The sequence below is a fragment of the Paenibacillus sp. ACRRY genome (assembly GCF_022346995.1).
Taxonomy (GTDB): Bacteria; Bacillota; Bacilli; order Paenibacillales; family Paenibacillaceae; genus Paenibacillus.
Genome location: NZ_JAKRNM010000004.1, coordinates 218,097 through 244,050, shown reverse-complemented (window position 1 = coordinate 244,050; position 25,954 = coordinate 218,097). Strand labels below are relative to the sequence as shown.

The window sequence follows — 25,954 nt, the reverse complement described above, 5'->3', positions numbered from 1 at the left end:
AATTTTTTCTTACGATAACGATGTGATCATAACTCGAGGGCCATGCTTTTAAACCCAAGCGGTTTAGGACAACCCCGGTAACTCCCCAGGAGATACCGGGGTTGTTGGCGTGTCGAAGGAGGGAAGTCTGTAAGCCACTGAATGTCTCCTCGTACATTTGTAAGCGCTATTATTCGAGAGCCAGGTTAGTTGTTTCTGTTGAAAACTACTACATTCATGAAGGGTGGATTACCATGTTTCAAATGGCCAAACGCGTTCTCCTCAGTACCACGCTAACTCTCAGCCTGCTAGCCGGCAGTGCGTTGCCTTTCCTGCCTGCTTCCGCGATTTATGCCGATGCGGATACAGCTGTCACCAACAAGCAGAATTTCAGTACCGATGTCATCTATCAAGTTTTTACGGACCGGTTTCTGGATGGTAACCCGTCCAACAACCCTACCGGGGCTGCCTTTGATGGCACGTGCAGCAACCTGAAGCTGTATTGCGGTGGCGACTGGCAGGGATTGGTCAACAAAATCAATGACAACTATTTCAGTGACTTAGGTGTTACGGCCCTCTGGATCTCTCAGCCTGTCGAAAATATCTTCGCAACCATCAACTACAGTGGTGTAACCAATACAGCCTATCACGGCTATTGGGCAAGAGATTTCAAGAAGACCAATCCGTATTTCGGGACCATGACCGATTTTCAGAATCTGGTAACCACAGCACATGCTAAAGGCATCAAAATCATTATTGATTTTGCACCAAACCATACGTCCCCTGCCATGGAAACCGATACCTCCTTCGCTGAGAATGGCAAACTGTACGATAACGGCAACCTGGTTGGCGGGTACACCAATGATACGAACGGATATTTCCACCACAATGGCGGCTCCGATTTCTCCACTCTTGAGAATGGCATTTACAAAAACCTCTATGATCTGGCCGATCTGAATCACAATAACAGCACGATTGATACATATTTCAAAGACGCCATCAAGCTGTGGCTGGATATGGGCGTAGACGGCATCCGTGTCGATGCGGTGAAGCACATGCCTCAGGGCTGGCAGAAGAACTGGATGTCATCCATCTATGCACACCAACCGGTATTTACCTTCGGTGAATGGTTCCTGGGATCTGCTGCACCTGATGCGGATAACACGGATTTTGCCAATGAATCTGGTATGAGTCTGCTTGATTTCCGTTTCAATTCGGCTGTCCGCAATGTGTTCCGGGATAACACATCCAACATGTACGCGCTGGATTCCATGATTACGGCTACTGCAGCAGATTACAATCAGGTGAGTGACCAAGTCACTTTCATTGACAACCATGATATGGATCGTTTCAAAACGAGTGCGGTGAACAACCGCCGTCTGGAGCAGGCTCTGGCCTTCACACTGACCTCACGCGGCGTACCTGCCATCTACTATGGTACCGAGCAGTATCTGACCGGGAACGGCGACCCGGATAACCGGGGCAAAATGCCTTCCTTCTCCAAATCGACTACAGCGTTCAACGTGATCAGCAAGCTGGCGCCTCTGCGTAAAACGAACCCGGCCATCGCTTACGGTTCCACACAGCAGCGCTGGATCAACAATGATGTATATATCTATGAGCGCAAATTCGGCAATAGCGTAGCCGTCGTTGCCGTTAACCGCAATCTCACGACGCCAACTAATATCACGAACCTGAGTACGTCGCTTCCATCCGGAACATACACCGATGTACTGGCCGGTGTGCTGAACGGAAACAATGTTACTTCCAGCGGAGGCAATATTTCTTCCTTCACGCTCGCAGCAGGAGCTACCGCTGTGTGGCAGTATACGGCAAGTGAAACGACGCCGACCATCGGTCACGTTGGCCCTGTAATGGGCAAACCAGGTAACGTCGTTACCATCGACGGACGCGGGTTCGGTTCTGCCAAAGGTACCGTTTACTTCGGTACAACAGCCGTTACGGGCTCAGCCATCACTTCATGGGAAGATACTCAGATTAAAGTCACTATTCCACCAGTAGCAGGCGGTGACTATGCAGTGAAAGTAGCTGCCAATGGTGTGAACAGCAATGCTTATAACGATTTCACCATCCTTAGCGGCGATCAGGTATCGGTTCGATTCGTCATCAACAATGCCACAACTGCGCTGGGTGAGAATATCTACCTGACAGGCAACGTGTCCGAACTCGGTAACTGGACCACAGGTGCAGCTTCCATTGGACCGGCTTTCAATCAGGTCATTCACGCCTACCCGACTTGGTATTATGACGTAAGTGTTCCAGCCGGGAAACAGCTGGAATTCAAGTTCTTCAAGAAGAATGGCGCTACCATTACGTGGGAAGGTGGATCCAATCACACCTTTACAACACCGACGAGTGGTACAGCCACAGTAACAGTAAACTGGCAATAACTAGCCAGGATCCATTAATGAAGCCCGGAGCAGCGCTTATGCAGCGCACGCTCCGGGTTTTGACGTTTAATCTGTTTCTGGTTTATCGGTAAGTTCGAATGGATTTCAATGTGGTTGCCGCAAGGATTCCGGTTGCGAGCAGCAGCATGCCTAGTCCCTCCAGCACCGCCGCTGCCCCCCACTGATCAGCCATCACCGAGACAACTGTCAATCCCAGGATGGGCGCCGTGCTTGTAATTGTACCAACAACACCGTAGATTCTCCCCTGCAGCTCATCGGGTACCGCTGTTCTTAGCATGATCTGGGTGAGCATCGTACAGCAGGCAAACATCGCTCCCCCTCCCATGATGAGCGGAAGTGCCATCATGGGAGAAGTTACTTGGGACAGGAGAATATAGAGCGGCCCCAATACCAGTAGACCGATGAATACCCATCGTCCTCTTCGCTTCATTCGTTTCCCCGATGCGATCAACACTCCCGATCCAATCATATAACCAAGCGGATTACACGTTTCAATCAGTCCAAACTGCACGGGGTCTGCCTCCCATACCTTGACTGCCATCACCTGAACTAGCATCATGGCCGACATGAAAAACAAAATCAGCAGTGGATTAAGCAATACAATCGACCGAATTAGAGGACTGCGATAGATATAGGAGAATGATCCACGCCATTCCTGAACGAACGTGGTCTGCTTATCGCCCGATCGTCGGACCTCCGGGAAACGGCCGGCCATCAGCACACATACCGCCGACAGAAGAAAGGTAGCTCCTGTAATCAATATGGCGACAAACCCGCCAAAGGCGGCTACGGCGATTCCGGCTGCCGCGAGTCCGCTAATTCGGGCCAGGTTATCCACCAGATGAATGGCCCCCGTAGCTTGCTGAATATGCTCCCTGCCCACCATGCTCGCCACAGACGCGTGGAATGCAGGCGCCTGAAACAGGCTGGAGAACATGGAAAGCGAGAGCATCAGCAGCAGCACAGGAAATGGTACATGCAGCCCAAACAAACTAACCGCGATGAATATGGCCATCACGCCCCGAAATACATCCGAGGTCAGCATCAGCTTCCGGCGATCCAACCGATCAGCAACGGTACCTGCGAATGATCCAAATAAAAAACTGACCGCCATGTTGCAGATCTGTACGGCAGCCATGCTCTTGGCACTTCCAGTTGTCTGGAGCACCCATAGACTGATGGCAATACCGTTAAAGCAGTCTCCGAACACGGAGATGCCGTAACCATATAAAATCCTGCGGAAAGTGACATGCTGCCAGAGCTTTGGCGGAACCTTGTTTTCTTCGCGCAGTACGGCTTGTCCATCTTGATATCCAATCGCCTCGGGCTCAGTGGACGGTATTATTCCCATACTTCCTATCCTCCCCTGATTATGATGGAGCCCTATGCAAAATCAGGCACTCCCGTTGTCATGTCCGTCGAAAAGAGACATGACATGGCGGAAGTGCCTGGATGTGCGGCCGCGTCAAGGCGGCCATCTATGCTGTTAATGGCACGGCATTATCCTTTGGAAGCACCTGTTGTGAGCCCCTGAACCAGGAAGCGCTGCAGAAACACAAACAGCAGCGTAATCGGAATGGCGATCAGCACGGCCCCTGCAGCAAACATGGTGAAGTTGCTGTCCTGGTACCGGTTGACCAGATCCCACATGCCTACCGCAAGTGTCCAGTTTTCCTTCGTCCGAAGAACCAGGCGGGCGAAGATGAAATCCATCCATGCGCCAGTGAAGCTGGTTAATGCCACATAGGTCAGCATCGGTTTGGATAACGGCAGGATGATGCTGGTGAACACCCTCAGATGACTCGCACCATCAATGCGTGCTGCCTCATCCAGACTGCGCGGAATCGTATCGAAGAATCCTTTGACGATAAATCCGCCCAGGACAGCCCCGGAAGAATACACCAGAATTAACGCGGCATGTGTATCGAGCAGTTTGATCTGCAGCAGAATGATATAGATCGCGATCATACTCATAAAGCTCGGGAACATGCCGAGGATCAGCATGGTGGAGAGAATCGTCTGCCGCCCGCGAAACCGGAAACGGGATAGGGCATACATCCCGAGCGTCACCATGAGCGTGGAGAAGATCATGGTGAAAAAGGCAATTTTCAGCGTGTTCAGATACCACCTGCCATACATGAAGGACGGATTGTTGAACAATTCGCCATAGTGGGACAAGGTAAAGGCTTCAGGCCATAAGCGCTCGCTGAACAGTGCCGCACCAGGTCGCAGGGAAGAGAGAAAGATCCACAACACCGGATAGACGGAGACCACGGCAATGATGATCAGCAGCACATAACTAAGCGTTAGCCGCAGCGGATTATTGCGTTTCTTCATTGAATCATGTCCTCCTCCTTAAACGATTTGGAGCGACGGAAATTCCAGATGGAAAACGACGCGATAATAATGAAGATGATGATGCCCACCGCTGAAGCCATGTTGTATTTGTTGTTGTCCAGCGTAAGCTTGTAGAGCCAGGTCACCAGCAGGTCTGTTGCTCCCGCATACTGGTAGTCGCCTCGTAACGGATTACCGTTGGTCAGCAGGAAGATGACATTGAAATTGTTGAAGTTTCCGGCAAATTGCATGATAAGCACCGGAGTTGTTGCAAAAAGGATGAATGGCATGGTGATGATCCGGAATTTCTGGAATGCGGATGCTCCATCCACTTCAGCGGCCTCATACAGATCACGTGGAATCGCCGTCAGAACGCCAAGGATGAGCACCATGCTGACCGGAATACCAATCCACATGTTAACAACAATGACCGTGACCTTGGCCCAGAACGGATCGGTCAGCCAGGGCAGTCCCTCTAGCCCAAAAGCTCTCATATACGTATTGATTGGACCGAATTGGCCATTGAACAGGTTCCGCATGAGCAGCAAGGAAATGATCTGTGGTATGGCATAAGGAAGAATGAAGATCGTCCGCCACAGCTTTTTGAACCGGATGCCACGCTGCTCAATCAGCAGCGCTACAAGTACCCCGCCAAAATAAGTGGTCACGGTTGCGAGTATCGCCCAAATAACCGTCCATGTTAATACGCCATAAAAGGTGTGACTCCATGATTTGAGCTGAATCAGGTCGCTAAATGTCTTGAACCCTACCCAATCCACGAGCTTGGCAGGCGGAATATGATCCGGTGCCGAGTAGTTGGTAAACGCGAGGGTGATCGTAAACAGGATCGGCATGATCGTGAAGAACAGCACCCCCAGAGCCGGAATGGACAAAAACAGATACGGAAAATTTTTGTCCATCATGTTACGGAGTGAAGCTGCCGCTCCCAGTGTTTTCTTTCCTTCCTCCCTCGCAAGTCCCGTAAGGTACGCATCACGGATGTTCAGGATGTAGACAATGATAAACACAAAAAACACGAGCAGCACAATAATTCCCTCTAACAGTAAAAAGATTGAATGGTCGCCCCGCTGAAGCACCGTAGACCCATTCACTTTGACAAAACGCTGCGTATTTTCCCCCAGTGTCCATATTCCCCATACGGCCTGCGACAGGCGGGGAAGCAGGTAAGCAAGACCTGCCCCCTCCAGTAACAGTAGGCAAATTCCCTTGATCCATTGCCGGTTGTACAGCTGTCCTAGACCCTGCAGTATGATGGATAATATGGCCGCTGTCATCCGGTGCTGCTTTTCCCTGCTTGGCGGAGCAGACACCGGGACATGCTGCTGTTTCATTCGCTCTCTCCTCTCCACCTTCTCCTTACCAGGTACTCCGTCCGATTATTGAACCGTTGCAAGACTCTCCTGGATCTGCTTCACGGCGTTATCCAGTGACGCCTTCACATCCTTGCCGCCATCCCAGATATCGGTCATGGCTGAAGTGATCGGGCCCCAGACGCTATCCATAGCGGGAAGCGAAGGCATCGGCGTTGAATTGTTGAACTGCTCAAGGAACGCCTTGTTGATTGGATCCTCCTGTACCTTCGGATCAGCTGCCACGTTGGCGTTGGCAGGAAGCGTGCCGTTCATCTCAAAGTTGGTCATCTGGGCCTCTTCGTTGGAGAGGAAAGCCGCAAAGAGTTTAGCTGCATTCGGATATTGTGTGAATGCATTGACGTAATAGGCTTTTACGCCAGAAAAGGATGTCATTGGTTTGCCATCGATCGCTGGGAGTGGTGCAACACCGAAATCAATACCTGCATTGCGATAATCGGCAATCGTCCAAGGACCGTTAATGTCCATAGCCAGTTTCCCACTGGAGAACAATCCTTTTTTGATATCATAGTTCACGTCACCCATCTTGAGCGGCAGCACTTCCGACTTCAGTGTCTTCAGGAACTCCCCACCCTTCTGGGCTCCTTCATTATTCAGGCCAAGATCTTCGCTGTTCATTCCGTTATCCCCGAAAATATAGCCACCTTGGGAAGCCAGGAACGCATAATTGTAATAAAACTGCTGCAGCTCCCACATGAGGGCATATTGGTTGGATTTCACATCATTAAAGGTTTTGGCGAAGCTGACAATATCCTCAAAATTCTTCGGTGCTTCCGGATACAGTGCCTTGTTATAGAAGAGAGCGTACGTTTCCACGCTGTACGGATATCCGTATAAAATGTCCTTAAACGTTACCGCCTTCAGCGCATTTTCACTGGTGTTCGCTGTTGTCTCCGCCTCAAATATATCGTTTGGCAAAATGAGGCCTGCTTCTGAAGCGCTTCCAATCTTGTCATGCGGGAATACAACAACATCTGCTGCAAGTCCTGCCGGACCGTCCGTTGTCAGTTTGGTTACCTGATCGGTAGGAGGCAGCTCCTCCATCTTCACGGTTACACCATACTTTTCCTCAAACAGCCTGGCTCTCTCTTCCACAAAACTCTGTTGGTTCTTATCTTCCCAAATAACCAGTGTTGCGCCTTCTTCCGGCTGAAGATTTTCGGCTGTCAGCTCGACAACTTCCTCCGTATTCTCAGTCCCCCCCGCTACCGGAGAGGTTGTTCCACCTCCAGCCGAGCATGCGGCGAGTGTAAAGGCCATGATGACGGACAATGTTGCCCCTTGCCATTTTCTCATGTAAATGTCCCCTTCCCTCTGTTTGGTTCAACCAGTCTCGCGCTTTTCACCCTTGATTGGTACGAATGATGCAGGTTTTGCAATCCATGTTCGCTTTTGCACAAACGTTTGCTCAAATGGAAGACAAGGATACTTCTGAGTATGTATTCAGGGAGAAATATTCTAAGATGTAGGCTAAATTCATTTATGTAAGCGCTACAACAACAATAAAATCATACAATACAAGGCTTTCTTTGCACAAACGTTTGCACAAGCTATATTCGTTCAATTTCATCCATTTTTCTTGTTCTAGCGCCAGTAATTTCCTGTTTGCTTGATCTGTCTTATTCTTCCTTATTTTTACTTCTCCTATATCCTCCATGCTGCAGTTTGCAATTGATTTATCGAATCTGTTGCATTACCATAGGAGAATGTTGAAATGATGGATCAGAAGGGATTTTTTACATGATTACGATCAAAGATATTGCCAAAATGGCGGGTGTCTCCCCTTCTACGGTTTCACGGGTGATTTCCAACCATCCCAGAATCAGCACCGAGACGTCTCTCAAAGTGAAGCAAATCATGAAAGAACTGAATTACCATCCCAATATCATGGCCAAGAGCCTTGTATCCAAGACGACCCAAACCCTTGGCATCATGCTTCCGCGTCCTGCAGAAGAGCTGTTTCAGAACTACTTTTTCGGAGAGCTGCTGCGAGGAATTATTACGCATGCCACCCGCATGAATTATGAACTGCTGCTGACCACCGAAACGTCATCAGACAATGAATTGCACGCAATTTCCCGCCTGGTTCATGGGCGAAGAGTGGATGGCATTCTGCTGCTAGGCTCCAAACGGGATGATCCAATCATCTCCTTTTTGGAAGAGGAAAAGTTCCCTTTCGTACTGATCGGACGCAGCGAGGCTCACCCCGACGCGCCCATGGTTGATAACGACAACGTACAGACCGCTTATGATGCGACCCAGCATTTAATTGCTCAAGGGCATACACGGATTGGATTTGTTAGCGGCCCGCCGGACATTACGTTATCGCATGACCGCATGCAAGGATACCAAAAGGCACTTGCCGAAGCGGAACTTCATACCAATAATGACTGGATTGTGGAAGGTGAATTCCTACAAGAGAGTGGATTCCGAGCCATGTCATTGTTTATGGCCCTGCCGGACAGACCTACTGCTATCGTTGTGATTGATGACAATGTTGCTTTTGGCGTACTGAGAGCTCTTGCCGAACTTGGTTACCGTGTACCTGAAGATATCAGTGTGGTCAGCTTTAACAACATCGCCTTATCGGAACTGGCCTCTCCGCCCCTAAGCTCCATCGATATTGGAACCTACCAGCTTGGTTATACTGCCGTTCAAGTGTTGTTGAAAATTCTGAACAGGGAAACGCTTCCTCAGAATCCGGTCATTATTCCGCATCGTTTAATTGTGCGTGAATCTTCTCTCTTTTCGAAGTCTAAACCGGCCTCGATTTAAAAGATTCTTGAGATTCATTCCAGCAATGCAAACGTTTGTCCTATTTCTAGAAATTCCTATCGATTGCAGTGATGGATGGCAGTAAAAAAAGAAGCCGCAGCATGCGGCTTCTCGTTTACATATCATTATTCGATTTATTCTATGGACGGATTAATAGGAATTCCAGCCTGAGTCCGCTTCAATCACGGTTCCGTTCACGAAGCTGGACTCGTCCGAGCCGAGGAACAGGGCTACCTTGGCAATCTCTTCACTTGTTCCTATGCGCGGGTTGATCGCCATGCCCAGTTGTTGTCTCGATGCGCCGAATTGGCTGATTCCTGCCATGGAGGAACCAATATTGGTTGCTACCCCTCCCGGAGCGATGGCGTTGCAGCGAATACCTTGCTCTGCATACATGAACCCTGTATTTTTGGTAAGGCCGACTACAGCATGCTTCGATGCCGTATATGCTGCTCCCGCACGTCCACCGTGCAATCCGCCTGCCGAAGCAACGTTAACGATGACGCCGTTTTGCTTCTCCTGGAAGATCGGCAGCACTTTGCGCGTTGTACGCATGACACTCGTGGTATTCACCGCAAAGAGTCGCTCCCACTTCTCATCCGTTACTTCAGCAGCTGGCTCCATGCCATCCATAATTCCTGCATTGTTCACCAGAATATCTACTGTACCGTACGTGCTAACTGTCGTATCGATCAGGTTTTGCACATCCTCTTCTTTGGCCACATTGGCCAGAATCACGATGGCTTCTCCGCCTTGGGCTTTGATCTCATTTACAACCGCCTGTGCGGCTTCCTCATTGATGTCCGATACAACCACTTTGGCTCCCTCTTGCGCATATAGCGCGGCAATCGCCTTTCCCATACCGGAACCTGCGCCTGTAACAATAGCTACTTTATCTTGAAGTTTCATCTCATGTATCCTCCTTTGTGTATTCGTTTACAATAAGTTAACAAACAAATGTTCATTAACTCTTATCCTTAGTATAATAAGTCATAGCATTCTGATTCAATCAGTAAAAGCTTGCCCTTTTGTACGTTAATGAACACTATAGAGCCTAAATGTACTTTTACTTTAAATAGGCCTTTCTCAGGAGGATTCCACATGTCTGATACTTCCAATTCAATGGATAGAAGAATCAAAAAGTCAAAGGCTGCACTGAAGGATGCACTTATCCATTTAATGCAAAAGCATCCTTTCAAGGAGATATCCATTACGGATATTGTGCAGCGAGCTGATCTCAATCGGGGTACTTTCTACAGACATTATCAGTACAAGGAAGACCTGTTCAACGAAATCATCGATGATGTGATACAGGATCTGGTGACTTCTTTTCGCAAACCCTACCAGGGGATCAAAGAGTTCGAGGTAGGTCTGATGCCCTCTTCGGCAATCACCATATTTGAGCATGTGCACCAGCACGCACAATTCTACACGCTGGTTGTAAAATCAGAGGCTTCTTCCAACTTTCAGCACATGATCTGTGATGTTCTTCGGGATCTCTCCTTAAAAGATCTGAATCAAATCTTCCCGCAGCACATCAACCCTGAACTGCTGGCAAGCTATCAGTCTCATGCGATATTCGGCATGATCTTGGAGTGGATCAGACAGGATTTCAAGCACACCCCCGCCTACATGGCCGAGGAGTTGTTCAAGATCATTCATTACAGGCCTGACAATGTCGTGTTGAAAGACTGAAGATTAATATCGCTATACTTCCCTATAGTATGGGGATCGAGAAGAATTTCGAGGAAGCTTCACAACCAAAATGATGTAAATGCATTCCTGTAATTTCTGGTATTTATATGATAAGTTATCCAATGGAATACAAACAAAAGGAGGATGATATTACATTTGAAGAAGTCGTGGATTATATCATTGATTACCAGTTTTGTTTTGCTTGGCGGAGTGCTTCTCTCTCCAGCCACTTCTGCCAATGCAGCCAAAGAAGCAACATCTACATATTCAGATCAGAGTTATGAAAAATTTAAAGAGTACACTACTCAGTTATTTGCTCTTGAAACTTATGAGGCCAAAGCCTTTACCGCTTTGGAAAGCATCGACACCCAGGTAACTTCAACGAATCGCAAGTCCATGTATCTTAAACTTACAAATACGGTAATCCCCAATTATACAAAATTGGTATCCAAGGCAAAACAAATCAAGCCTACCAACCCACAACTCAAGAAAATCCACGCCACATTTATCAAGGCAAGCTACACTCAGCTTGAAGGGTACCTATTGTACCAAAAGGCAGTATCCAAGAAAAAAGTAAATTACACGTTACTAAAACAGGGTAATGCCAAAATAAACACCGCTGGTGTTCTAATGGAGCAATGCGAAGAACAGTTATACGCTTATGCAAGAAGTTTGGGCTATGGCAGCTAGTACCTATCTTCATAGCAACCCAGAAAAGCGACCACTCCCATGCTTAATGGAGAACGGTCGCCTTTTCTAATTATAAATAAAGATAACAATCTAATACGTTTTTATTTTCTCTCCTTTGATCACAACCCCAGCTTCTGCCCTTTCTCCAAACGCTGGATCTGCTGCTCTCCGGTATCCGCGAGTTCACGGAACTGGTTGATCGTCTCCCGCATGCGCGGTAGTGCCTCCTGCTTATATACACTGATGGAATCCAGTGCGGACAGCACATCCGTGAAGGCCTGCTTCATCGTATCGACGGATATGCTGGCATCATATGCCTGCTTCTGAATGGCGATACCCTGGTCCTTCAGCATTTTGGATGTGCCTGCAATCAGGTCATTGGTCGTCTGATTCAGCAACTCGATCTTCTGCAAAACAATCTTCTGATTGTACAGCGCACTAGCAACGGTAACGGCAATTTTCAATGCCGAGATCGTCACATTCTTGGCCCGGTCGACTCCGCGGATCAATTCCTTGTTGTTGCGGATGACCACCTCAATCGCCATGATGCCCTGTTGGTTCACGACCAACATCTGCTGCAGATCCATGACCCGCTGACGCAGCGGGAATAACACTTCTTCCGTAATAAACCGGACTTTCTCCGGGTCCTCATTCCGAACCTTCGCGGCTTCAATCTGTCCGTCGATCGACTCATCCATAAGCACGCCGAGCTGGATTTCCTTTTGCAATCGTTTGGTCAGTTCCCTAAGTGTATGCTGTTCGATCTCCAGTGTCGTATTATCATTGCGCAACGTTGCCCTGCCTTTGTCCAGCGAGGTCACGATATCGGCGATGACTGCATCGGCCTTCTGGTATTTGAGAAAATAAGCCCGCAGCGGATTGAACAATTTGCCGAGGAATCCGGTTTTGGCGAAATCGACCACGCTGGGGTCGAGATCCTTCAATTGCATGTGCAGCTCGGTCAAGCCTTTGGCGACCTGACCTCCCTCGTCTCCCGTCTTGGACAGATGTCCAACAGAGACTTGAAGCAGCGCGTTTTTCTCCGAAGAGGATCTCATCGTGTTCATGCCAAAGCCTTCAATGGATTGCAAAATTTCCTTCCGCTTATCCAGTGATTCCAGATCCAGTGACATGATCATCTCCACATTGGCGTTTGCCACCTGCTGCAGCTCCGCGACCTCGGCTGGAACGGGCTTCACCTCTTCCTCTATAACCTTCTGAATTTCCTTCTGGCTGGGTATTTCCATCGAAAACGACATCCAAACTCCCCCTTTAAATTAAGAGCTATATAATATAAATAACTTAACTTACACTAGTTCACTTCGAGTGCAGCACCATCTTCCAATCGCTGTTATCCCCGGATTTCTTTATCTTTCTTATGAAGGTATAAATCCAGGGATAAAGGCGAACGCTCCGCTTTTCCAGATTGGTTCTGCTCTCTCCGTTCTCGTGCAAATTTGAAATTCATTTTTAATAGAACTATTTACATCTGGACGTTAAACAGGTTTCCGATCTTGTACACAACATCGTCGGTATCGGCATTGATACTCGCCGCTTCGTTAATACTGGAAATGCTCTCCAAGGCCTTGATGTCGGCGTTGTATCCGATCGTATAGATCGGCACTTGGTACGTCTCTACCAGCTCACGTATATCTTTCAGTGTATGTCCCTCATTGGTCTCTCCATCACTCAGGACGAAAATCAGCGGTTTCACGTTCGGGTCAGCCGCCATATAGTCTTCCAGCATCTTCATGGCTACCACGATCCCATCAAAGGTCGCTGTACCGCCGCCTGCTTGCAAACTATCCACAGACCCGACGAACATGGACTGCTGGTTGGTATCATACTTCGCAATCGGCAGGTTCACGGTTACACTGCTGGAATAGGAAACGAGGCCAATGCTATTGTCGGTACCGAGATATTTCTGACCTTTGCGAAGGGATTCCTTCAACCGATTCAGCGGTTCTCCATCCATGCTTCCGGATACGTCCGTTACGAATACGGCAGCGATCGGTTTACTTCCGTTCTTTTTCTCTTTCCATACTTTTTGCGCGGATAATAAAGTCCCCCCATCAACGGTCGCAAGCTCGGACTTGTAATCCTGTAAACCATTAAATCCGAACTCTTCCGCCGACTTCTGGTACTTTTCCTGAGTGACGAATTCAGCGAACTTCTGGATGATTTCCTGTTTGTTCTGCGGCAGCTGCCCCAGTGCATACAGCGGACTGTCATGCCTTACGCCAAATGGGGTAAAGACATATCCACTCTTCAGGTCTGCGGTGTTGACGTATGTCTGGTACTCAAGCACAAAAGCATCCAATCGGCCTGACTTCGCGGCTTCACGCATCTGAATGGTTGTGGAAGCCGTAAATGGCACATTGGCCTGAAACTTCTCGAAGCCTTCAATCGCTTTCTCCCCCAGCGGATTGGAGCTATCGTACGTGTTCAGCGCCGTCACAAGAAAGTTAAGTCCTGTGGAGCTGGCAAACGGGTCGGTATACCCCATTGCGAGTTCGTTATTGGCAATCGCTTCGGTGACCGTTTTGACGTTGACAGAGCCGTACGTGTCAACGAGCGAATCATATTTGGCTTTGGAGATTACGATTCCGGGGACGTTGCCCACGAGTCTATCGGATACCTTTTCGGTCTTCACACCACTTGCGGCAACCATCTCGCCCCACAGTTCGTTGGAAGGTGTGTAGGCATCAGGCACGTATTTGCCAGACTTGATGTAATCGGCCGCCGTACCGGAAGCAATATTCCGGATTTTTACCGATACCGTTTGACCGCCCACTGTAATGTTAGCCTTGTTGAATTCTTCACTGACCTCAGTCAACCAGCCGTCTGCTCCGGTACCCGATTTTTCAATGGATGAGAAAATTTCGACATACTCATTCGTCGTATTCTCAACGGTAACCGCGAACTTGGAAATGTCCGGCAGGGATTCCGCTACATCAACCGGATCCAGATCGATCTGTCCCTTCACGGGTTCAGCCGTTGCTGGCGCAATGTCCGCATACAACTTGCCTAACTCTTTGCCTGCATTCTCTGTTGTCACCTGTGTACTGGATTTGCCGAAATTCGATGTCAATGTGATTCCGGCATACACCAATCCGAACACGAGCACCAACATCACAATCGATATGAGAAAAAACTTCCCCTTCTTGGCCATAAATGCAACCCCTCACTGTCTGTATAATTTGGTGTGCTTAATTAATTGATCAATGTCCTGCATACAGGGCATCTGTTCAATATCCCCGGCTTCAAAACTGTCCAGGCGTGATATTTCCAGCAGCAGCTGGTCAAGTTTGAGCAAGATTTCTTCATTCGTATGGAGCGAGTCTTTTACATAGGATAGATAGTCGTTATACACTTTGATCTTTTCCTGAACTAATTTGGGTGGAATCTTGGAGGATTTGGATTTCATCAAGGCGGCGTATTCGGCTTCATCGAACACATGGAGTCTGTTCAGCACGCTTCGAATGTTGAGATACAGCAGCTTCTCCACTTCAAGCGTGACGGAGGCAAATTTCTTATAACTCAGCTCCCCCGGATCGAACCGCTGGTTCAGCACGTTCAGGAGCGTCTCTTTCTTTTTCTTCATCCGGCTCAATTGGGACAATCCCAGCGTAATATCTTCCTCCAGCACTTTAATTCGTCTGTAAAAGGATAAAGCTTCTACATAATCTTCATGCGTCTCGATCTGCTTAACCGGCAAGACTACAGGCTGTTTGAACAGCAGGGTGTAACTTCCGTAAAATAGGGCCATCACACTTCCGAACAGCAGGGTGACGGACAGTGCAGTGGAGAAGGCTCCACCACCGAAGCCAAGCCCGATGAAGCCTGGTGAAAATAACAGAATATTGAGGACGACAACACCGAAGATCAGGCCCAGCCATTTTATGTATTTGGTCATCGTAATCCGCTGACCTCCTTTCTCGCTATATGATGGTCCAATTGTCGATATTTCCCACTAGCGTATATCTCTCATTGTACATGATGCGGCCCTGTTTCGGTCGATGAATATGGATATCCTAATATATACGTGGCGCAAGCTCATCCCATTTCATCGATATAGGGACATGAGGACGGATTTTTGACGGTTCACTAGGGAACCGATTTACGATGGAGGAGCAAACGAAAATATCCGTTTTCGGAAAAAGGAAGATTTACAGGTAATACGTGGAATCTGGAGGTTACGTGTCATTTTTTATATAGGACGAGCCGAAGATGGCAAACAAAAATACTCCGGGCACTGGGCACCGGAGTATTTTAAATTTAATTCTATTCCAGCCTGAACAGCTGATGAAAGGGTACGACTTTGTCCTCATTATACCATTGTGTTAGCTGATTTCCATGCTCTGAAGGTTTATGAAATTACAGATTCGGGCTTGCTCCGGGTCGTCCGCACCTCGACAACTTTCCCTGCGCACCCATGATCACCAATAGCCTGGAACGTAACGGTCACACTATCCTTACCGGAGGTAACAGCCTGAGGAATATCATAGGTCGCATAGAAAACCTCACCAATCTTGTTCAGATGGATTCGCTGCTCGCCAACTACAATTCCATCCACCAGTAGGTTGAATGATCTGTCATACCTCATCCCTTCCCGTTCAAATGGTGAATGATCCCCGCCCCAGTAGCCGACGCACAAAACATTGGTACCAGAACCATCCACCGCCAGCCGGTAACTGAAATAGGCCCCGCTGACACCATAGGCTTCGCGCCACATATGCAGCCTGTTACGGCTATCCGTATAGGAACCGTTGTGATGTTCTGCACGGCAATTGCTATCCAGATGATGCCCGATCTCGTCCTGCTGACCGTCTGGCTGCACCCTGTCGATCGTAATTGCATTCAGTTCCTTCTCCAGTGCATCGCCTTCATCGTTGAACGGCCAATAGACCGTATAAAACTCATGATGCACATCGTAGAACGGAATCAGCTTCACGGCTTCACCCGTTGACGTCACGTCCTTGCTAAGCTCAAAGGTTAACGTCCCCTTATCCACCACCTTGATCCATTCCCGGACATCCTCCTGCTCCGTCCAAATCACAGGCACGGGTGCTGTCTTCGGATTTAGCGCGGTCTCATCCACGATGGTATCCTCCGGCAGCCCTTCGCTGCCCAGTGCGCCTGCGAGCACAATGGGTCCATACAGGAAGGCGACTTTGTGGGCATCATCCCTGGACGTGTATCGGCTCAGCGACATTGGCAGGGTGATGGTCACGACATCCCCGGCGGACCATGTGCGCTGGATGGAGAGATAGCCGGCTTCCATCCGTGTATACGGATGGGCCGTATCCCCATTGACGGTTGCCGTCATTGGCTCCTGCAGCCAAGAGGGCACGCGTAGTCTTAGATTGGCCGGGGCATGGCCTCCGGTAATCGTCAGGGTTACCTTTTCCGAATAAGGAAAGTCGGTTTCAAGCTTCAGGGATAGCCCTTGTGACGTCCAGTCCAGTCCGGATGCGATATAGAGGTTCACATACAGATCCTGTTCATCTTCGAAATAGATGGCCTCGGCATATTTGCCGGGATTCTCCATACCTGAGCCTGTGCAGCACCACCATGCGGTATCGTGTGTACCGTAGATTTTGTAATGACCTTGGAGGGTTGAGGCAAAATACGTTTTGTTCCCTGTATCAGGATCCTGTGTGCCCAGGATGTGATTGTAGATAGCGTTCTCATAATAGTCCATGTAGGCACTGTCCGGGTTCCAGGCAAACAGCTGCTTCGTCAGATGCATCATGTTGTGGGTACAGCAGCTCTCCCCGGTTTTGATGCCAAGACTCTCCATACCCTTAGCTTCATAATGTTCCGATATGCTCGTGGCACCAAACACATAGGAGCGGTGATGAATCGTTGTGTCCCAGAAAAACTCCGCCGCCGTCCGGTAGCTCTCATGTGAATGATCCTGATTGTAAATCTCGGCTGCACCGATCACTTTCGGAATCTGGGTATTTGCATGTTTGCCCTGAAGGTCATCGCGCTCTTGCTCCAATGGCTCAAGGATCATGTGGTGGGTGAAGCGGTTGGCCGTATCGAGATACACGCGATTACCCGTAATGCCATACAAATGAGCGAATACCTCGTTCATGCCGCCATGCTCACACTGGAGCATCGTCTGTACCTGTTCCTCTGTCATGGCACTCATGCCTGTCACAGCCCAATCAGCGAACCGGATAACAACATCCAGGGCGAGCTGATTACCTGTGAGCTTGTAAGCATCAAGAAGACCGCGATAAATTTTGTGCACACTGTACCACGGAACCCAGAATCCGTTGATATCAAAACTGCCAATCCGCTCAGCCCGAAATGCCGCGTCGAACGCTTCCTCGGTTAACCCACCGATATATCCGCTGCCTGTTGCCTGCTGAATTCCCGCAAGCTCGGTGACAGCATAATCCAATGTTTGCTTGAGCGTCTCATTACCTGTCGCCTGATAAGTTACAGCCAGAGCAGACAGATAATGACCCAGGGAATGTCCACTGATTGTACGTGCCTCCCAGCCGGCATACCGCTCCTTCTTCGCCGTTAATCCATGTGCCTCGTAACATGGAGCCAGGAACCGATCAATATCCAGCGATAACAGATAGCGTTCCCCAACCTCTTGAGACGTCTGAAAAACCCCGTTTAATAGCTGTACGTGTTCCGGACCCAAAAATCCACTTTTTGTTTCGATCATGACCTATGCTCCTCCTTAATATGTAAAGAATGTTATTGTTCCTGAAATCTTTCCGGCATCATACGAGAGGGTAAAATCCGTTCTATCCACCAGTTGCTTCAAAACTTCTAATTCATAAAAACCCTTGAATATCCACATATTATCAAATAAAATACAACTACATCAGACTCATAATCCAAGAAAAGGTGGATAAATCCGTCTTATGCAGAAGCCACTCGAATTTTATCTGTGCGGCAAGTTCATCACGGAAGGCAATTGGACACATATGAAACGGATCATGCCTGTGCATGAGATCATTTTGATGCTGGAGGGAGAAATGTACATTGCGGAGGAGGAGCGGCATTACGTGGTTCGCGCCAATGATCTGCTGTTTCTGAGAGCCGGTCATACCCATTACGGGTATCAAGTCAGCGATGCTCCTGTCAGCTTTTACTGGGTTCACTATGACACGATGGCTGAAGGGTTCGATCATTATCCCACACATGCGACCATCCCGGTACCCTCCACGGCCAATCAACTGTTCAAGCAGCTGCTGCATGTCTCATCCTTCTCCACCGAAGAGGCCGATGCCGCACTTCTCCTGCTGTTAAAAGAATTGGAACGCAACACGGAGGCTGGTTATCGCCCTCATAACGCGGTTGTTGACCATATCTGCAAGTGGGTTGGTATTCATCTTCATACCGATATCACGGTAGGCAAGATTGCGGAGCATTTTAATTTTAATAAGGACTATATCTCCAAAATGGTGAAACGCGAGAAAGGTATTGGGCTTAAAACCTACATCCTTACCGAGCGGATCAACCGGGCCAAACAGCTACTGCTCAATACCAATGCCAGTGTTAAGGAAATAGCCGGACAATGCGGATTCTCGGATTACAAACTGTTTCTGCGCATGTTCAAGCAATACGAAGGCAGTACGCCAACCGAATATCGCAATAACCTGTATTCCACTCAGCTCAATCGTTTATGATCGATGGATTAGTATGAAATAATAAGATTGTCGCGTAGACTGACTCATAGAAATTCATGCGTATTCAATAGAATATTTTGATTATTCCGATAAATTTAGTTGTGTTAAGATGTGAAATAACTGTATTCATTCCACCCCATTTCAGAAGGAGAAATTGAAATGACGACAACGGCAGTCACGATTCAACCCGCTTCAGAAGCTGATCATAAAGGGATCGTAGATATCCTCATTGCAAGTTATGCGGAGTACAAGGACACCTTTCAGGATCAGGAACGTTGGGAAGCCTATGTGAAAGACATCGAGGAATCACTGGACAATCCCTACCTCACGCAATTGTGGGTCGCCAAAGTGGACGATCAGATTGTGGGGACCGTGCAATTGTTCGAAACGGCACATAATGCCTATCCCAATTTTGAACTCCCCATTGATTATCCGTTTATTCGCCTGCTTGGCGTGGATCCGGCGTGGAGAGGACACGGCATTGCCCGCGAGCTCCTTCGTCGGTGTGTTGCATCCGCCAAGGACATGGGCAAAAACACGGTGTACCTCTTCACGGGTGGGCAGATGACGAATGCCATCCGCTTATATGAACGATTTGGTTTTGTGGAGGATGAAGAGTTCAGTACACGCAGCAGCGGCGGCAATGCCATTTGTTATCGTTACGATGCCTGATTCATGCGGGAACACATAATATTAGGCGCAAGCTATAAACTTCAGTTCATTTGATGTGATAAAGATGACAAAAAGGCCACTCATCCGAGTGGCCTTTACTATGGAAGATCCAGCAGTGTAATACTGGTTATTAACCGCCGATCTCCACCAAAATTTTCGCATGGCTCTTGTCGCTCATCAGCAGTTCCAGTCCTTCTTCCACGATGTTATCCAGTTTGATTTTCTTCGTGATGACCTGTTTCACATCGAGTGCTCCTTCAGCAATGAGGGAGATCACTTCAGGGAAAATGTGACGATATGCCAATGTGGCCGTCAGGTTCGCTTCCTTCACCAGAAGATCGAAGAAGTTCACCTGCAGTGGGTTAGGGATGGCTGCAATAACAACCACTTCTCCGCCTTTTTTGACTACCGCTACAGCACTATCCATCGTAGGTTGTACACCTGCTGCTTCATAGGCGACATCAATTCCGCCAGATTGCTCCAGAATTACTTCCGTTGCATTCGCTTTGGCACTGTTCACTGGAATGGCTCCCAGTTTAGCTGCCAGGTTCAGGCGTTCCTCGAACACGTCAACCGCATAGATCGTGGAAGCTCCTGCCGCTTTTGCAGATAGAATGGTCAGCAATCCAATTGGGCCTGCACCATACACAGCGACCTTCTGTCCCACTTTCAGCTTGCTGTGGCGAACGGCATGGAAAGCTACCGCTGTAGGCTCAACAAGTGCTCCTTCTTCAAAAGAAACATTGTCTGGCAATGGGTGTACCATATAGGCCTCAACAACAACATACTCCGCAAAACCACCATCCCCATTCAAACCTACGAAACCAAATTCGGTACACTGATTATAGCGTCCCTGGATACAGTATTCGCATTTGCCACAATGATACAATGGCTCCACCACAACACGGTCCCCTACGCTGATACCGCTTACATCACTTCCCAATTCACTGACCGTTCCGGCGAACTCATGTCCCAATGTCAATGGTGCCTTCTGACCGGAGAGCGGATGATTTTCACCTTCTTGAATCCCTACACCATGGTGATAAGCATGCAAGTCACTGCCGCAGATCCCCGCATATTCCACTTTAATTTTGACTTGTCCGGATCCAGCGATCGGAACTTCACGTTCTTCCACTCGAACATCTTTATGGCCGTACCATACTGCTGCTTTCATGTAAATCCATCCCCTCTTATTGAGCTTATAAAAAGCTTGTCTATATATTATATCGCCGTTCACTTATTATTCATATTTATAGATACTAATGTTAATATTAGTAGCAGTAATGTTAAAACGGAGATGAGCCCATGAATCTGGAACAGCTTGAATATGTCGTTGAAATTGCCAAAACCCAATCGTTCTCCGCCGCTTCGGAACACCTTCATGTTACCCAATCGGCCATCAGTCAGTCGATCCATCGTCTGGAAAAGGAGCTTGGCCTGATCCTGTTTGAGCGCTCCCGTCAGGGGACCCACCCTACACCGGAAGGCAAACAGTTCATTGCCAAGGCACTGGACATTTTGCAGCGGGTTGATGAATTAAAATCGCTGAATGTGGAAGCGTCCTGCCTGACAGGCGATCTGCATGTAGCGACCTTTCCCAGTGTCATGCACTACCTTGTCCAGACCACTGCCGATATGAAACGGGAGCATCCTCTATTGAACATTTCCATTGAAGAGAAAGGTTCGATGGAAATTATCGAAGATATTCGGAACAACAAGGCACACCTTGGCTTCATTGCCATCTACACGAAACAGCTGCGTGAATTCGATGGACTGCATTTCAGCCCAATGTATTCCGGCAAACTGGTTGTAGGCACCCATCACCAGTCCGATCTGGCCAAGCTGAGCCGGGTGGCGCCGGATCAACTGAAGGAGCATCCCCTCGCGCTGTACCGCGATGGCTTCATAGAAGATTTCATTCAGGATTTTACCTACGATCATGGAGCGCTGTCCATCCTCTTCAAGACCAATAATTCGGAAGCGATCAACACGGTGCTTAAAAACAATATAGCATCCAGCATCGGCCATGACTTCTCTTTCTACCAGAACACATTGTGGAAAGAAGGCCTTGTGAAGATGGTGGAGATCGCCTCCATTGACCAGCCCAAGATGCAAATCGGCTTCGTACAGACCGAGTCCAAGGAGGTTGCCGTAGCCGCCGAACGATTTGCCCAGAAGTTCAGACAGGCGATCGAGCTGGATTATTTCAAGAGTTAAGTCTTTTCAATTTTCTAAGCACAAGCAACATTAATCAGGGACCAAATAAAACAAAAAGGTACACCACACGCTGGGGATGATCTGCTTCCACTCCTCCAGCAGCATGGGTACCTTCTCTTTGTGATGCCTACACTTTTACTTTTCTCACGGCTTCGCTCATCTCATTGGTTTGCTGCTCCAGCAAAACGGATGTCCGGGCCACTTCCTGGAACAGGATCTTCTGCTCCTGCATCAGGCGGTAGATGTCATCGGAATGATCCGAAACTCCGGTTGAAATCTGCGAAATGGTATTCACCGAAGCTGCTGCTTCCTCCGACCCTGCCGAGATCTCCTCTGCCGCTGCAGAGACTTCCTGAATACGGCTGGTCACCAGTTGGAACGCTTCGACCACATGGGAGAAAGCAAGCTCCGCCTCCGCCGTGATCGTAACCCCTTCTCCAATCTCCTTGGAGGTTAGTCCCATCTGTGAGCCGATCTGCTGTGACTCCTGCTGAATGCGAAGCAGCAGATCCGAGATGAGCTGCATGGATGTGCTCGAGGCTTCGGCCAGCTTGCGGACCTCTTCTGCAACCACGGCGAAACCTCTGCCATGTTCCCCTGCATGGGCCGCCTCAATGGAGGCATTCAGCGCAAGAAGCTTCGTCTGGCTTGCAAAGTCGTTCACCGTATGCAGCGCGCCGCCAATCTCCTGGGAGTAATTATTCAGCACATGTACCATCGCTACCACTTCATCCGAAACGGCCGAAATACTCTGCATCTGCTCTTTCATTCGGGACATGCTCAGCTTGCCGGTTTGCGCCGTGTTTAGTGCACTGGTTGCCGCATCGGATACAGCCATGGACGACTCTGATATGTCGGTGATGCCTTTAGCGATCTCCTCCATGGCATGGGCGCTGTCGCTTGCCCCCTGTTTTTGCGTGTGAGCTCCTTGGCGAATTTGTTCAACGGATTGATCAACCGCCTGACTCATCCCCACCATCTCATCGGTGCTTTGGTTAAACTGCTTGGTCGATTGGGCGAGCATATTGGTGGTAGCGGATACACCTGCAACCATATCGCTAACGATTTTATTCAGATGACCCGACATATGAGTCATCGCCTGATATGTCGTGCCAATCTCGTCTTCGCTGCGCGGGCGATATGATGTCAATATGCGGCTTGCTTCTGCAAGCTCCCCCTGTGCCATCTGCTCCACACTTGCCTTCAAAGGCCGCAGCGGACGCAGCCCTCTTACAATGAACCAAAGGACCACACCAATGCCCGCAACCGTAATAAGCAGCAGAAGTCCATAGAACGGAATACTTGACTTCAGGATATCTGCCTCGATGCTGCCAATAACGGATACAGCCGTATCAATTCCGAGCGCACCAATCATGACTCCATTCTGGTCCAATATGGGAGCATAGGATGAGATATATTCGCCGTACTCCTCGTTGTTAATGATCGGTGAGCTAGCCGTATGTCCTTGCAGCAGCCACTGGACAGCATCGCTTGGAATATCGGTGGCTTCATTAATCGGAGAAGCCTTATCGGCATCTTTCATGCCATCCACCATAATAAGCGGCGTGCCTTGATCATCTATTTTGACAAAATACACATACATGGCCCCAATGCTTACACGAAAATCATCCAGTTCATCACGAATCTTCAGGAACATCTCATTTTCCTTGGGATCTTGGGCAAACTCGGCATAGGGTGCAGTATCCATCTGCTGAACATAGCTCTGGGCAATCTGGATATTGTAACTTGAAATGGCCTCCTGCGCGGCTAACTTCATATTGGCCAACTGAAGCAGCATGCTCCCCGTGTAGATCACCAACATGACCAGTGTAACAACTGCAACAATTCGCACAACCAAACGCCTTCTGAAAAACCTGACCATCCGTTCCTCTTCCTCTCCCCTGAAACCCAAGCCTCTATCACCGGTCCTACCCAAAAGTCATAGGCTTGAAGCACTAAGTATGGGAAAATAGTATATGAATATGTCGAATTAAGCAAGAAAATATTGGATGTCTTTAAAACGCTATCATCACTGTGTCAGCTTCGATTGGACGGAACTTCGTCGCTCCTGCTCGAGGTGAAATCGTTACGCTATAATGCAAATAAAAAAACTCCAACGTGTTCGTCAGAGTTTTCGGTATTATTCGTAACTTGATTAGCCCTTACCGCCTTTATTACCGTCTGCTTGTTTCAGTGCAGCCCGGTGCTTTTTCGTTTCCAAATCAGCTTGCCTTACAGGGATGGGTAATCGACTTTCTTTGTTAATTAACACCAGAGTCACTTCGGTAGAGGTATCGATATCGATCCCATTGCCACAGGAGACAAAAATCGGCTTGACCTGAGAATGTGTTCGAAGTGCACGGCCATAGACTTCGCCATTAATCACAATATTCGTGAAAGCACCCGATTCGCTTGCTGGCATCTCATAGTCCGTGTCTTGAATTCGGAGATAGCTCTTGGCGATGCCGATGGTAGGCTTGTTGAGGTAAAACGAAGCATGGGTGGCAATCCCCATATGCCGTGGGTGCAGATAGCCGTTTCCGTCAAACATGACCAGATTCGGATCATTCTCCAGTTGTTTGAATGTATCCAGAATGAGCGGCAGCTCTCGGAAGGACAGATACCCCGCTATATAGGGCACCTTGATCTCATCCTGGAAGGACTTCGTTTCCACAATCTCATGGGTAGTGTAGTCCACTACGCAAATGCAGCACACCGCAAGTGTCCGGTCTCCATCCTCCCAGTACGCCAGATCTACTCCTGCCACCAGATGGACATCCTCCTTGTTGAAGCTGTTCTGCAAGTTTATTCTTTTCACCAGCTCCCGCTGGATCTGATCAAAGGTTTCTTCGTTAAATGATTCAGGGGGTAAAATGTTAAGTTGATTCAATGTCAATGGGCATCTCTCCGCTGGATTTGTTAAGGAAAATCTGTACCTCATTAGGGGAGACAAACTCCCCCTCATTTATTTTACCTCTTCAGTCTTTGTAGCTGCAGTTGGTAACTGGATCATTGGCGTATTGGATCCACTGACGTATGGAAGCACCCCGTCCCACTTCTTAATCGTCTCGTATTGAACCAATTGACTTGTAAGTGATTGTTGAAGCTCTTTATTTGCTTTGGCTTGACCTTCTGCTTCAATCAATAGTTTGTCTGCATTACCTTGTGCTTCCACACGTTTCCGTTCTGCCTCTTTCTTCGCAATTTCAAGCTCAGTCGTTTTACGTTCCAACTCTTGAGATGCCTCAACCCGTTTATCTATGGCTTCTTGGGTTTTTGCATCTGGTTGCGGAACACCAACGGTCACATTGGATACAATGAATCCTAGCTCTTTGACATCGTCTGCGAAACGTTGTTGAACGTCTACGCCAGCCTCAGATGATTTTTCTCCATATACATCGATTACAGTAAATTTAGAAATACCTTTCCGGGCAGCATCGCGAAAACGTGTTTTCAAATATGTATCTTCAATTTCTTGAATGCTAATGGGTCCAAAGGTATTGAAGATCGAAGACACTTGGCTTGGTTCTACTTGATAGTTGTAAGCAAAATCGATTGTGATGTTTTTTCCGTCAGACGTAGCAATCTGAATATCTTTGTATTCAACGGTTTGAATTCTAATTGGATATTTGGTTACCTTATCAAAAGCACCAACCAACTTCCATCCCTGACTCAGCGTATTATCTTTTACGCCCCCATTTGGTGAATAGACAACGCCAACATATCCGTTAGGAATTCGTGTCACAAAAAAGCTTACCAACACTACTCCTATAATAATCACTAATGCTACTGAAATGGCCCCTACCTTAAACGTCTTTAGATTCTTCATTTACATTCTCCTCTTGTTTGAATTTGTTGTATCTTTTCAACACTCTTCTACCTACCATATTGAATAGCGGGAACATTAATGACCATAGAATAAATGCTAAGATAAAGACTAAAATCATTCCTCCAATGAATGGCATACTCGTCCTCCCTCTATGGTTGTATCCAAACACAAACTTCATCATTACGTAGCAACTCACACATTTAGAATTACACTTCTGCTTAAACTCTCCCCCTGCTAATCCTTCGTAACCTAACTTTATTAAAATAATGTTATTAC

Annotated in this window: 21 protein-coding genes; 7 read left to right on the top strand and 14 right to left on the bottom strand. The window is 48.2% G+C overall.

Annotation, left to right across the window (positions count from 1 at the left end):
- The first annotated feature begins 233 nt into the window (after window positions 1-233).
- Window positions 234-2,390 (top strand): alpha-amylase family glycosyl hydrolase, encoded by a 2,157-nt coding sequence (locus MH144_RS17090; RefSeq protein ID WP_239302451.1) that lies wholly within the window; start codon window positions 234-236, stop codon window positions 2,388-2,390.
- An 82-nt stretch (window positions 2,391-2,472) separates the two neighbouring features.
- Here the strand turns inward: MH144_RS17090 and MH144_RS17085 are convergent, their stop codons facing one another.
- The 5 genes from MH144_RS17085 to MH144_RS17065 form a co-directional block, all read right to left on the bottom strand.
- A complete protein-coding gene (locus MH144_RS17085) occupies window positions 2,473-3,762 on the bottom strand; it encodes an MFS transporter (RefSeq protein ID WP_239302450.1) in 1,290 nt (429 codons plus the stop codon).
- A 149-nt stretch (window positions 3,763-3,911) separates the two neighbouring features.
- Window positions 3,912-4,748: a sugar ABC transporter permease gene (locus MH144_RS17080; RefSeq protein ID WP_127538467.1), complete on the bottom strand. Its 837-nt coding sequence runs from the start codon at window positions 4,746-4,748 to the stop codon at window positions 3,912-3,914.
- Window positions 4,745-6,100, bottom strand: a complete 1,356-nt coding sequence (locus tag MH144_RS17075) for a sugar ABC transporter permease (protein WP_110755789.1) — start codon at window positions 6,098-6,100, stop codon at window positions 4,745-4,747. Before MH144_RS17075 ends, MH144_RS17080 begins: the two co-directional genes overlap by 4 nt.
- A 45-nt stretch (window positions 6,101-6,145) precedes the next feature.
- The gene (locus MH144_RS17070) at window positions 6,146-7,435 is read right to left on the bottom strand and encodes a sugar ABC transporter substrate-binding protein (RefSeq protein WP_239302449.1); all 1,290 of its coding nucleotides are present in this window, start codon (window positions 7,433-7,435) and stop codon (window positions 6,146-6,148) included.
- Window positions 7,436-7,619: 184 nt separating this feature from the next.
- Window positions 7,620-7,796 carry a hypothetical protein gene (locus tag MH144_RS17065; protein WP_239302448.1) on the bottom strand — a complete coding sequence of 59 codons (177 nt, stop codon included), beginning with the start codon at window positions 7,794-7,796 and terminating at the stop codon, window positions 7,620-7,622.
- An 83-nt stretch (window positions 7,797-7,879) separates the two neighbouring features.
- On the opposite strand from MH144_RS17065, the gene MH144_RS17060 reads away from it, so the two are divergent.
- A complete protein-coding gene (locus tag MH144_RS17060; protein WP_239302447.1) occupies window positions 7,880-8,914 on the top strand; it encodes a LacI family DNA-binding transcriptional regulator in 1,035 nt (344 codons plus the stop codon).
- A gap of 150 nt (window positions 8,915-9,064) precedes the next feature.
- Here MH144_RS17060 and MH144_RS17055 read toward each other — a convergent pair whose 3' ends face one another.
- Window positions 9,065-9,823 (bottom strand): SDR family oxidoreductase, encoded by a 759-nt coding sequence (locus MH144_RS17055; RefSeq protein ID WP_239302446.1) that lies wholly within the window; start codon window positions 9,821-9,823, stop codon window positions 9,065-9,067.
- 192 nt (window positions 9,824-10,015) lie between these two features.
- Between MH144_RS17055 and MH144_RS17050 the strand changes: the two genes are divergently transcribed.
- Window positions 10,016-10,609, top strand: a complete 594-nt coding sequence (locus MH144_RS17050) for a TetR/AcrR family transcriptional regulator (protein ID WP_239302445.1) — start codon at window positions 10,016-10,018, stop codon at window positions 10,607-10,609.
- A gap of 180 nt (window positions 10,610-10,789) precedes the next feature.
- A complete protein-coding gene (locus MH144_RS17045; RefSeq protein ID WP_239302444.1) occupies window positions 10,790-11,299 on the top strand; it encodes a hypothetical protein in 510 nt (169 codons plus the stop codon).
- 119 nt (window positions 11,300-11,418) lie between these two features.
- Here MH144_RS17045 and MH144_RS17040 read toward each other — a convergent pair whose 3' ends face one another.
- The 4 genes from MH144_RS17040 to MH144_RS17025 all read right to left on the bottom strand — a co-directional run bounded on the left by MH144_RS17040 (window position 11,419) and on the right by MH144_RS17025 (window position 17,990).
- A complete protein-coding gene (locus MH144_RS17040) occupies window positions 11,419-12,558 on the bottom strand; it encodes a toxic anion resistance protein (protein ID WP_095288665.1) in 1,140 nt (379 codons plus the stop codon).
- Window positions 12,559-12,782: 224 nt separating this feature from the next.
- Window positions 12,783-14,471 (bottom strand): vWA domain-containing protein, encoded by a 1,689-nt coding sequence (locus MH144_RS17035; protein ID WP_239302443.1) that lies wholly within the window; start codon window positions 14,469-14,471, stop codon window positions 12,783-12,785.
- Between the two features lie 12 nt (window positions 14,472-14,483).
- Entirely contained in the window at window positions 14,484-15,221 is a 738-nt protein-coding gene (locus tag MH144_RS17030; protein WP_239302728.1) for a hypothetical protein, read from the bottom strand.
- A 447-nt stretch (window positions 15,222-15,668) separates the two neighbouring features.
- Complete coding sequence (locus MH144_RS17025; RefSeq protein WP_239302442.1) at window positions 15,669-17,990, bottom strand: glycoside hydrolase family 127 protein; 2,322 nt, start codon at window positions 17,988-17,990, stop codon at window positions 15,669-15,671.
- Window positions 17,991-18,192: 202 nt separating this feature from the next.
- Here MH144_RS17025 and MH144_RS17020 point away from each other — a divergent pair, with 202 nt between their 5' ends.
- Entirely contained in the window at window positions 18,193-18,960 is a 768-nt protein-coding gene (locus MH144_RS17020; RefSeq protein WP_239302441.1) for a helix-turn-helix transcriptional regulator, read from the top strand.
- Window positions 18,961-19,119: 159 nt separating this feature from the next.
- Complete coding sequence (locus MH144_RS17015) at window positions 19,120-19,632, top strand: GNAT family N-acetyltransferase (protein WP_239302440.1); 513 nt, start codon at window positions 19,120-19,122, stop codon at window positions 19,630-19,632.
- Window positions 19,633-19,762: 130 nt separating this feature from the next.
- Here MH144_RS17015 and MH144_RS17010 read toward each other — a convergent pair whose 3' ends face one another.
- Window positions 19,763-20,806 carry a 2,3-butanediol dehydrogenase gene (locus tag MH144_RS17010; protein WP_239302439.1) on the bottom strand — a complete coding sequence of 348 codons (1,044 nt, stop codon included), beginning with the start codon at window positions 20,804-20,806 and terminating at the stop codon, window positions 19,763-19,765.
- 131 nt (window positions 20,807-20,937) lie between these two features.
- Between MH144_RS17010 and MH144_RS17005 the strand changes: the two genes are divergently transcribed.
- A complete protein-coding gene (locus tag MH144_RS17005; protein WP_239302438.1) occupies window positions 20,938-21,849 on the top strand; it encodes a LysR family transcriptional regulator in 912 nt (303 codons plus the stop codon).
- A 127-nt stretch (window positions 21,850-21,976) separates the two neighbouring features.
- Here MH144_RS17005 and MH144_RS17000 read toward each other — a convergent pair whose 3' ends face one another.
- The 3 genes from MH144_RS17000 to MH144_RS16990 all read right to left on the bottom strand — a co-directional run bounded on the left by MH144_RS17000 (window position 21,977) and on the right by MH144_RS16990 (window position 25,678).
- Window positions 21,977-23,701 (bottom strand): methyl-accepting chemotaxis protein, encoded by a 1,725-nt coding sequence (locus MH144_RS17000; RefSeq protein ID WP_239302437.1) that lies wholly within the window; start codon window positions 23,699-23,701, stop codon window positions 21,977-21,979.
- A 303-nt stretch (window positions 23,702-24,004) separates the two neighbouring features.
- Window positions 24,005-24,739, bottom strand: a complete 735-nt coding sequence (locus MH144_RS16995) for an endonuclease V (RefSeq protein WP_239302727.1) — start codon at window positions 24,737-24,739, stop codon at window positions 24,005-24,007.
- 75 nt (window positions 24,740-24,814) lie between these two features.
- Window positions 24,815-25,678 carry a prohibitin family protein gene (locus tag MH144_RS16990; RefSeq protein ID WP_239302436.1) on the bottom strand — a complete coding sequence of 288 codons (864 nt, stop codon included), beginning with the start codon at window positions 25,676-25,678 and terminating at the stop codon, window positions 24,815-24,817.
- Window positions 25,679-25,954 lie beyond the last annotated feature (276 nt).

What these genes read in the sequence shown, in the direction of transcription:
- MH144_RS17090 (WP_239302451.1), top strand. Translation starts at nt 234, where the DNA reads ATGTTTCAAATGGCCAAACGCGTTCTCCTCAGTACCACGCTAACTCTC.
- MH144_RS17070 (WP_239302449.1), bottom strand. Translation starts at nt 7,435, where the DNA reads ATGAGAAAATGGCAAGGGGCAACATTGTCCGTCATCATGGCCTTTACA.
- MH144_RS17050 (WP_239302445.1), top strand. Translation starts at nt 10,016, where the DNA reads ATGTCTGATACTTCCAATTCAATGGATAGAAGAATCAAAAAGTCAAAG.
- MH144_RS17040 (WP_095288665.1), bottom strand. Translation starts at nt 12,558, where the DNA reads ATGTCGTTTTCGATGGAAATACCCAGCCAGAAGGAAATTCAGAAGGTT.
- MH144_RS17060 (WP_239302447.1), top strand. Translation starts at nt 7,880, where the DNA reads ATGATTACGATCAAAGATATTGCCAAAATGGCGGGTGTCTCCCCTTCT.
- MH144_RS17035 (WP_239302443.1), bottom strand. Translation starts at nt 14,471, where the DNA reads ATGGCCAAGAAGGGGAAGTTTTTTCTCATATCGATTGTGATGTTGGTG.
- MH144_RS17020 (WP_239302441.1), top strand. Translation starts at nt 18,193, where the DNA reads ATGCAGAAGCCACTCGAATTTTATCTGTGCGGCAAGTTCATCACGGAA.
- MH144_RS17005 (WP_239302438.1), top strand. Translation starts at nt 20,938, where the DNA reads ATGAATCTGGAACAGCTTGAATATGTCGTTGAAATTGCCAAAACCCAA.
- MH144_RS16990 (WP_239302436.1), bottom strand. Translation starts at nt 25,678, where the DNA reads ATGAAGAATCTAAAGACGTTTAAGGTAGGGGCCATTTCAGTAGCATTA.
- MH144_RS17010 (WP_239302439.1), bottom strand. Translation starts at nt 20,806, where the DNA reads ATGAAAGCAGCAGTATGGTACGGCCATAAAGATGTTCGAGTGGAAGAA.
- MH144_RS17085 (WP_239302450.1), bottom strand. Translation starts at nt 3,762, where the DNA reads ATGGGAATAATACCGTCCACTGAGCCCGAGGCGATTGGATATCAAGAT.
- MH144_RS17055 (WP_239302446.1), bottom strand. Translation starts at nt 9,823, where the DNA reads ATGAAACTTCAAGATAAAGTAGCTATTGTTACAGGCGCAGGTTCCGGT.
- MH144_RS17015 (WP_239302440.1), top strand. Translation starts at nt 19,120, where the DNA reads ATGACGACAACGGCAGTCACGATTCAACCCGCTTCAGAAGCTGATCAT.
- MH144_RS17025 (WP_239302442.1), bottom strand. Translation starts at nt 17,990, where the DNA reads ATGATCGAAACAAAAAGTGGATTTTTGGGTCCGGAACACGTACAGCTA.
- MH144_RS17065 (WP_239302448.1), bottom strand. Translation starts at nt 7,796, where the DNA reads ATGGAGGATATAGGAGAAGTAAAAATAAGGAAGAATAAGACAGATCAA.
- MH144_RS17075 (WP_110755789.1), bottom strand. Translation starts at nt 6,100, where the DNA reads ATGAAACAGCAGCATGTCCCGGTGTCTGCTCCGCCAAGCAGGGAAAAG.
- MH144_RS17080 (WP_127538467.1), bottom strand. Translation starts at nt 4,748, where the DNA reads ATGAAGAAACGCAATAATCCGCTGCGGCTAACGCTTAGTTATGTGCTG.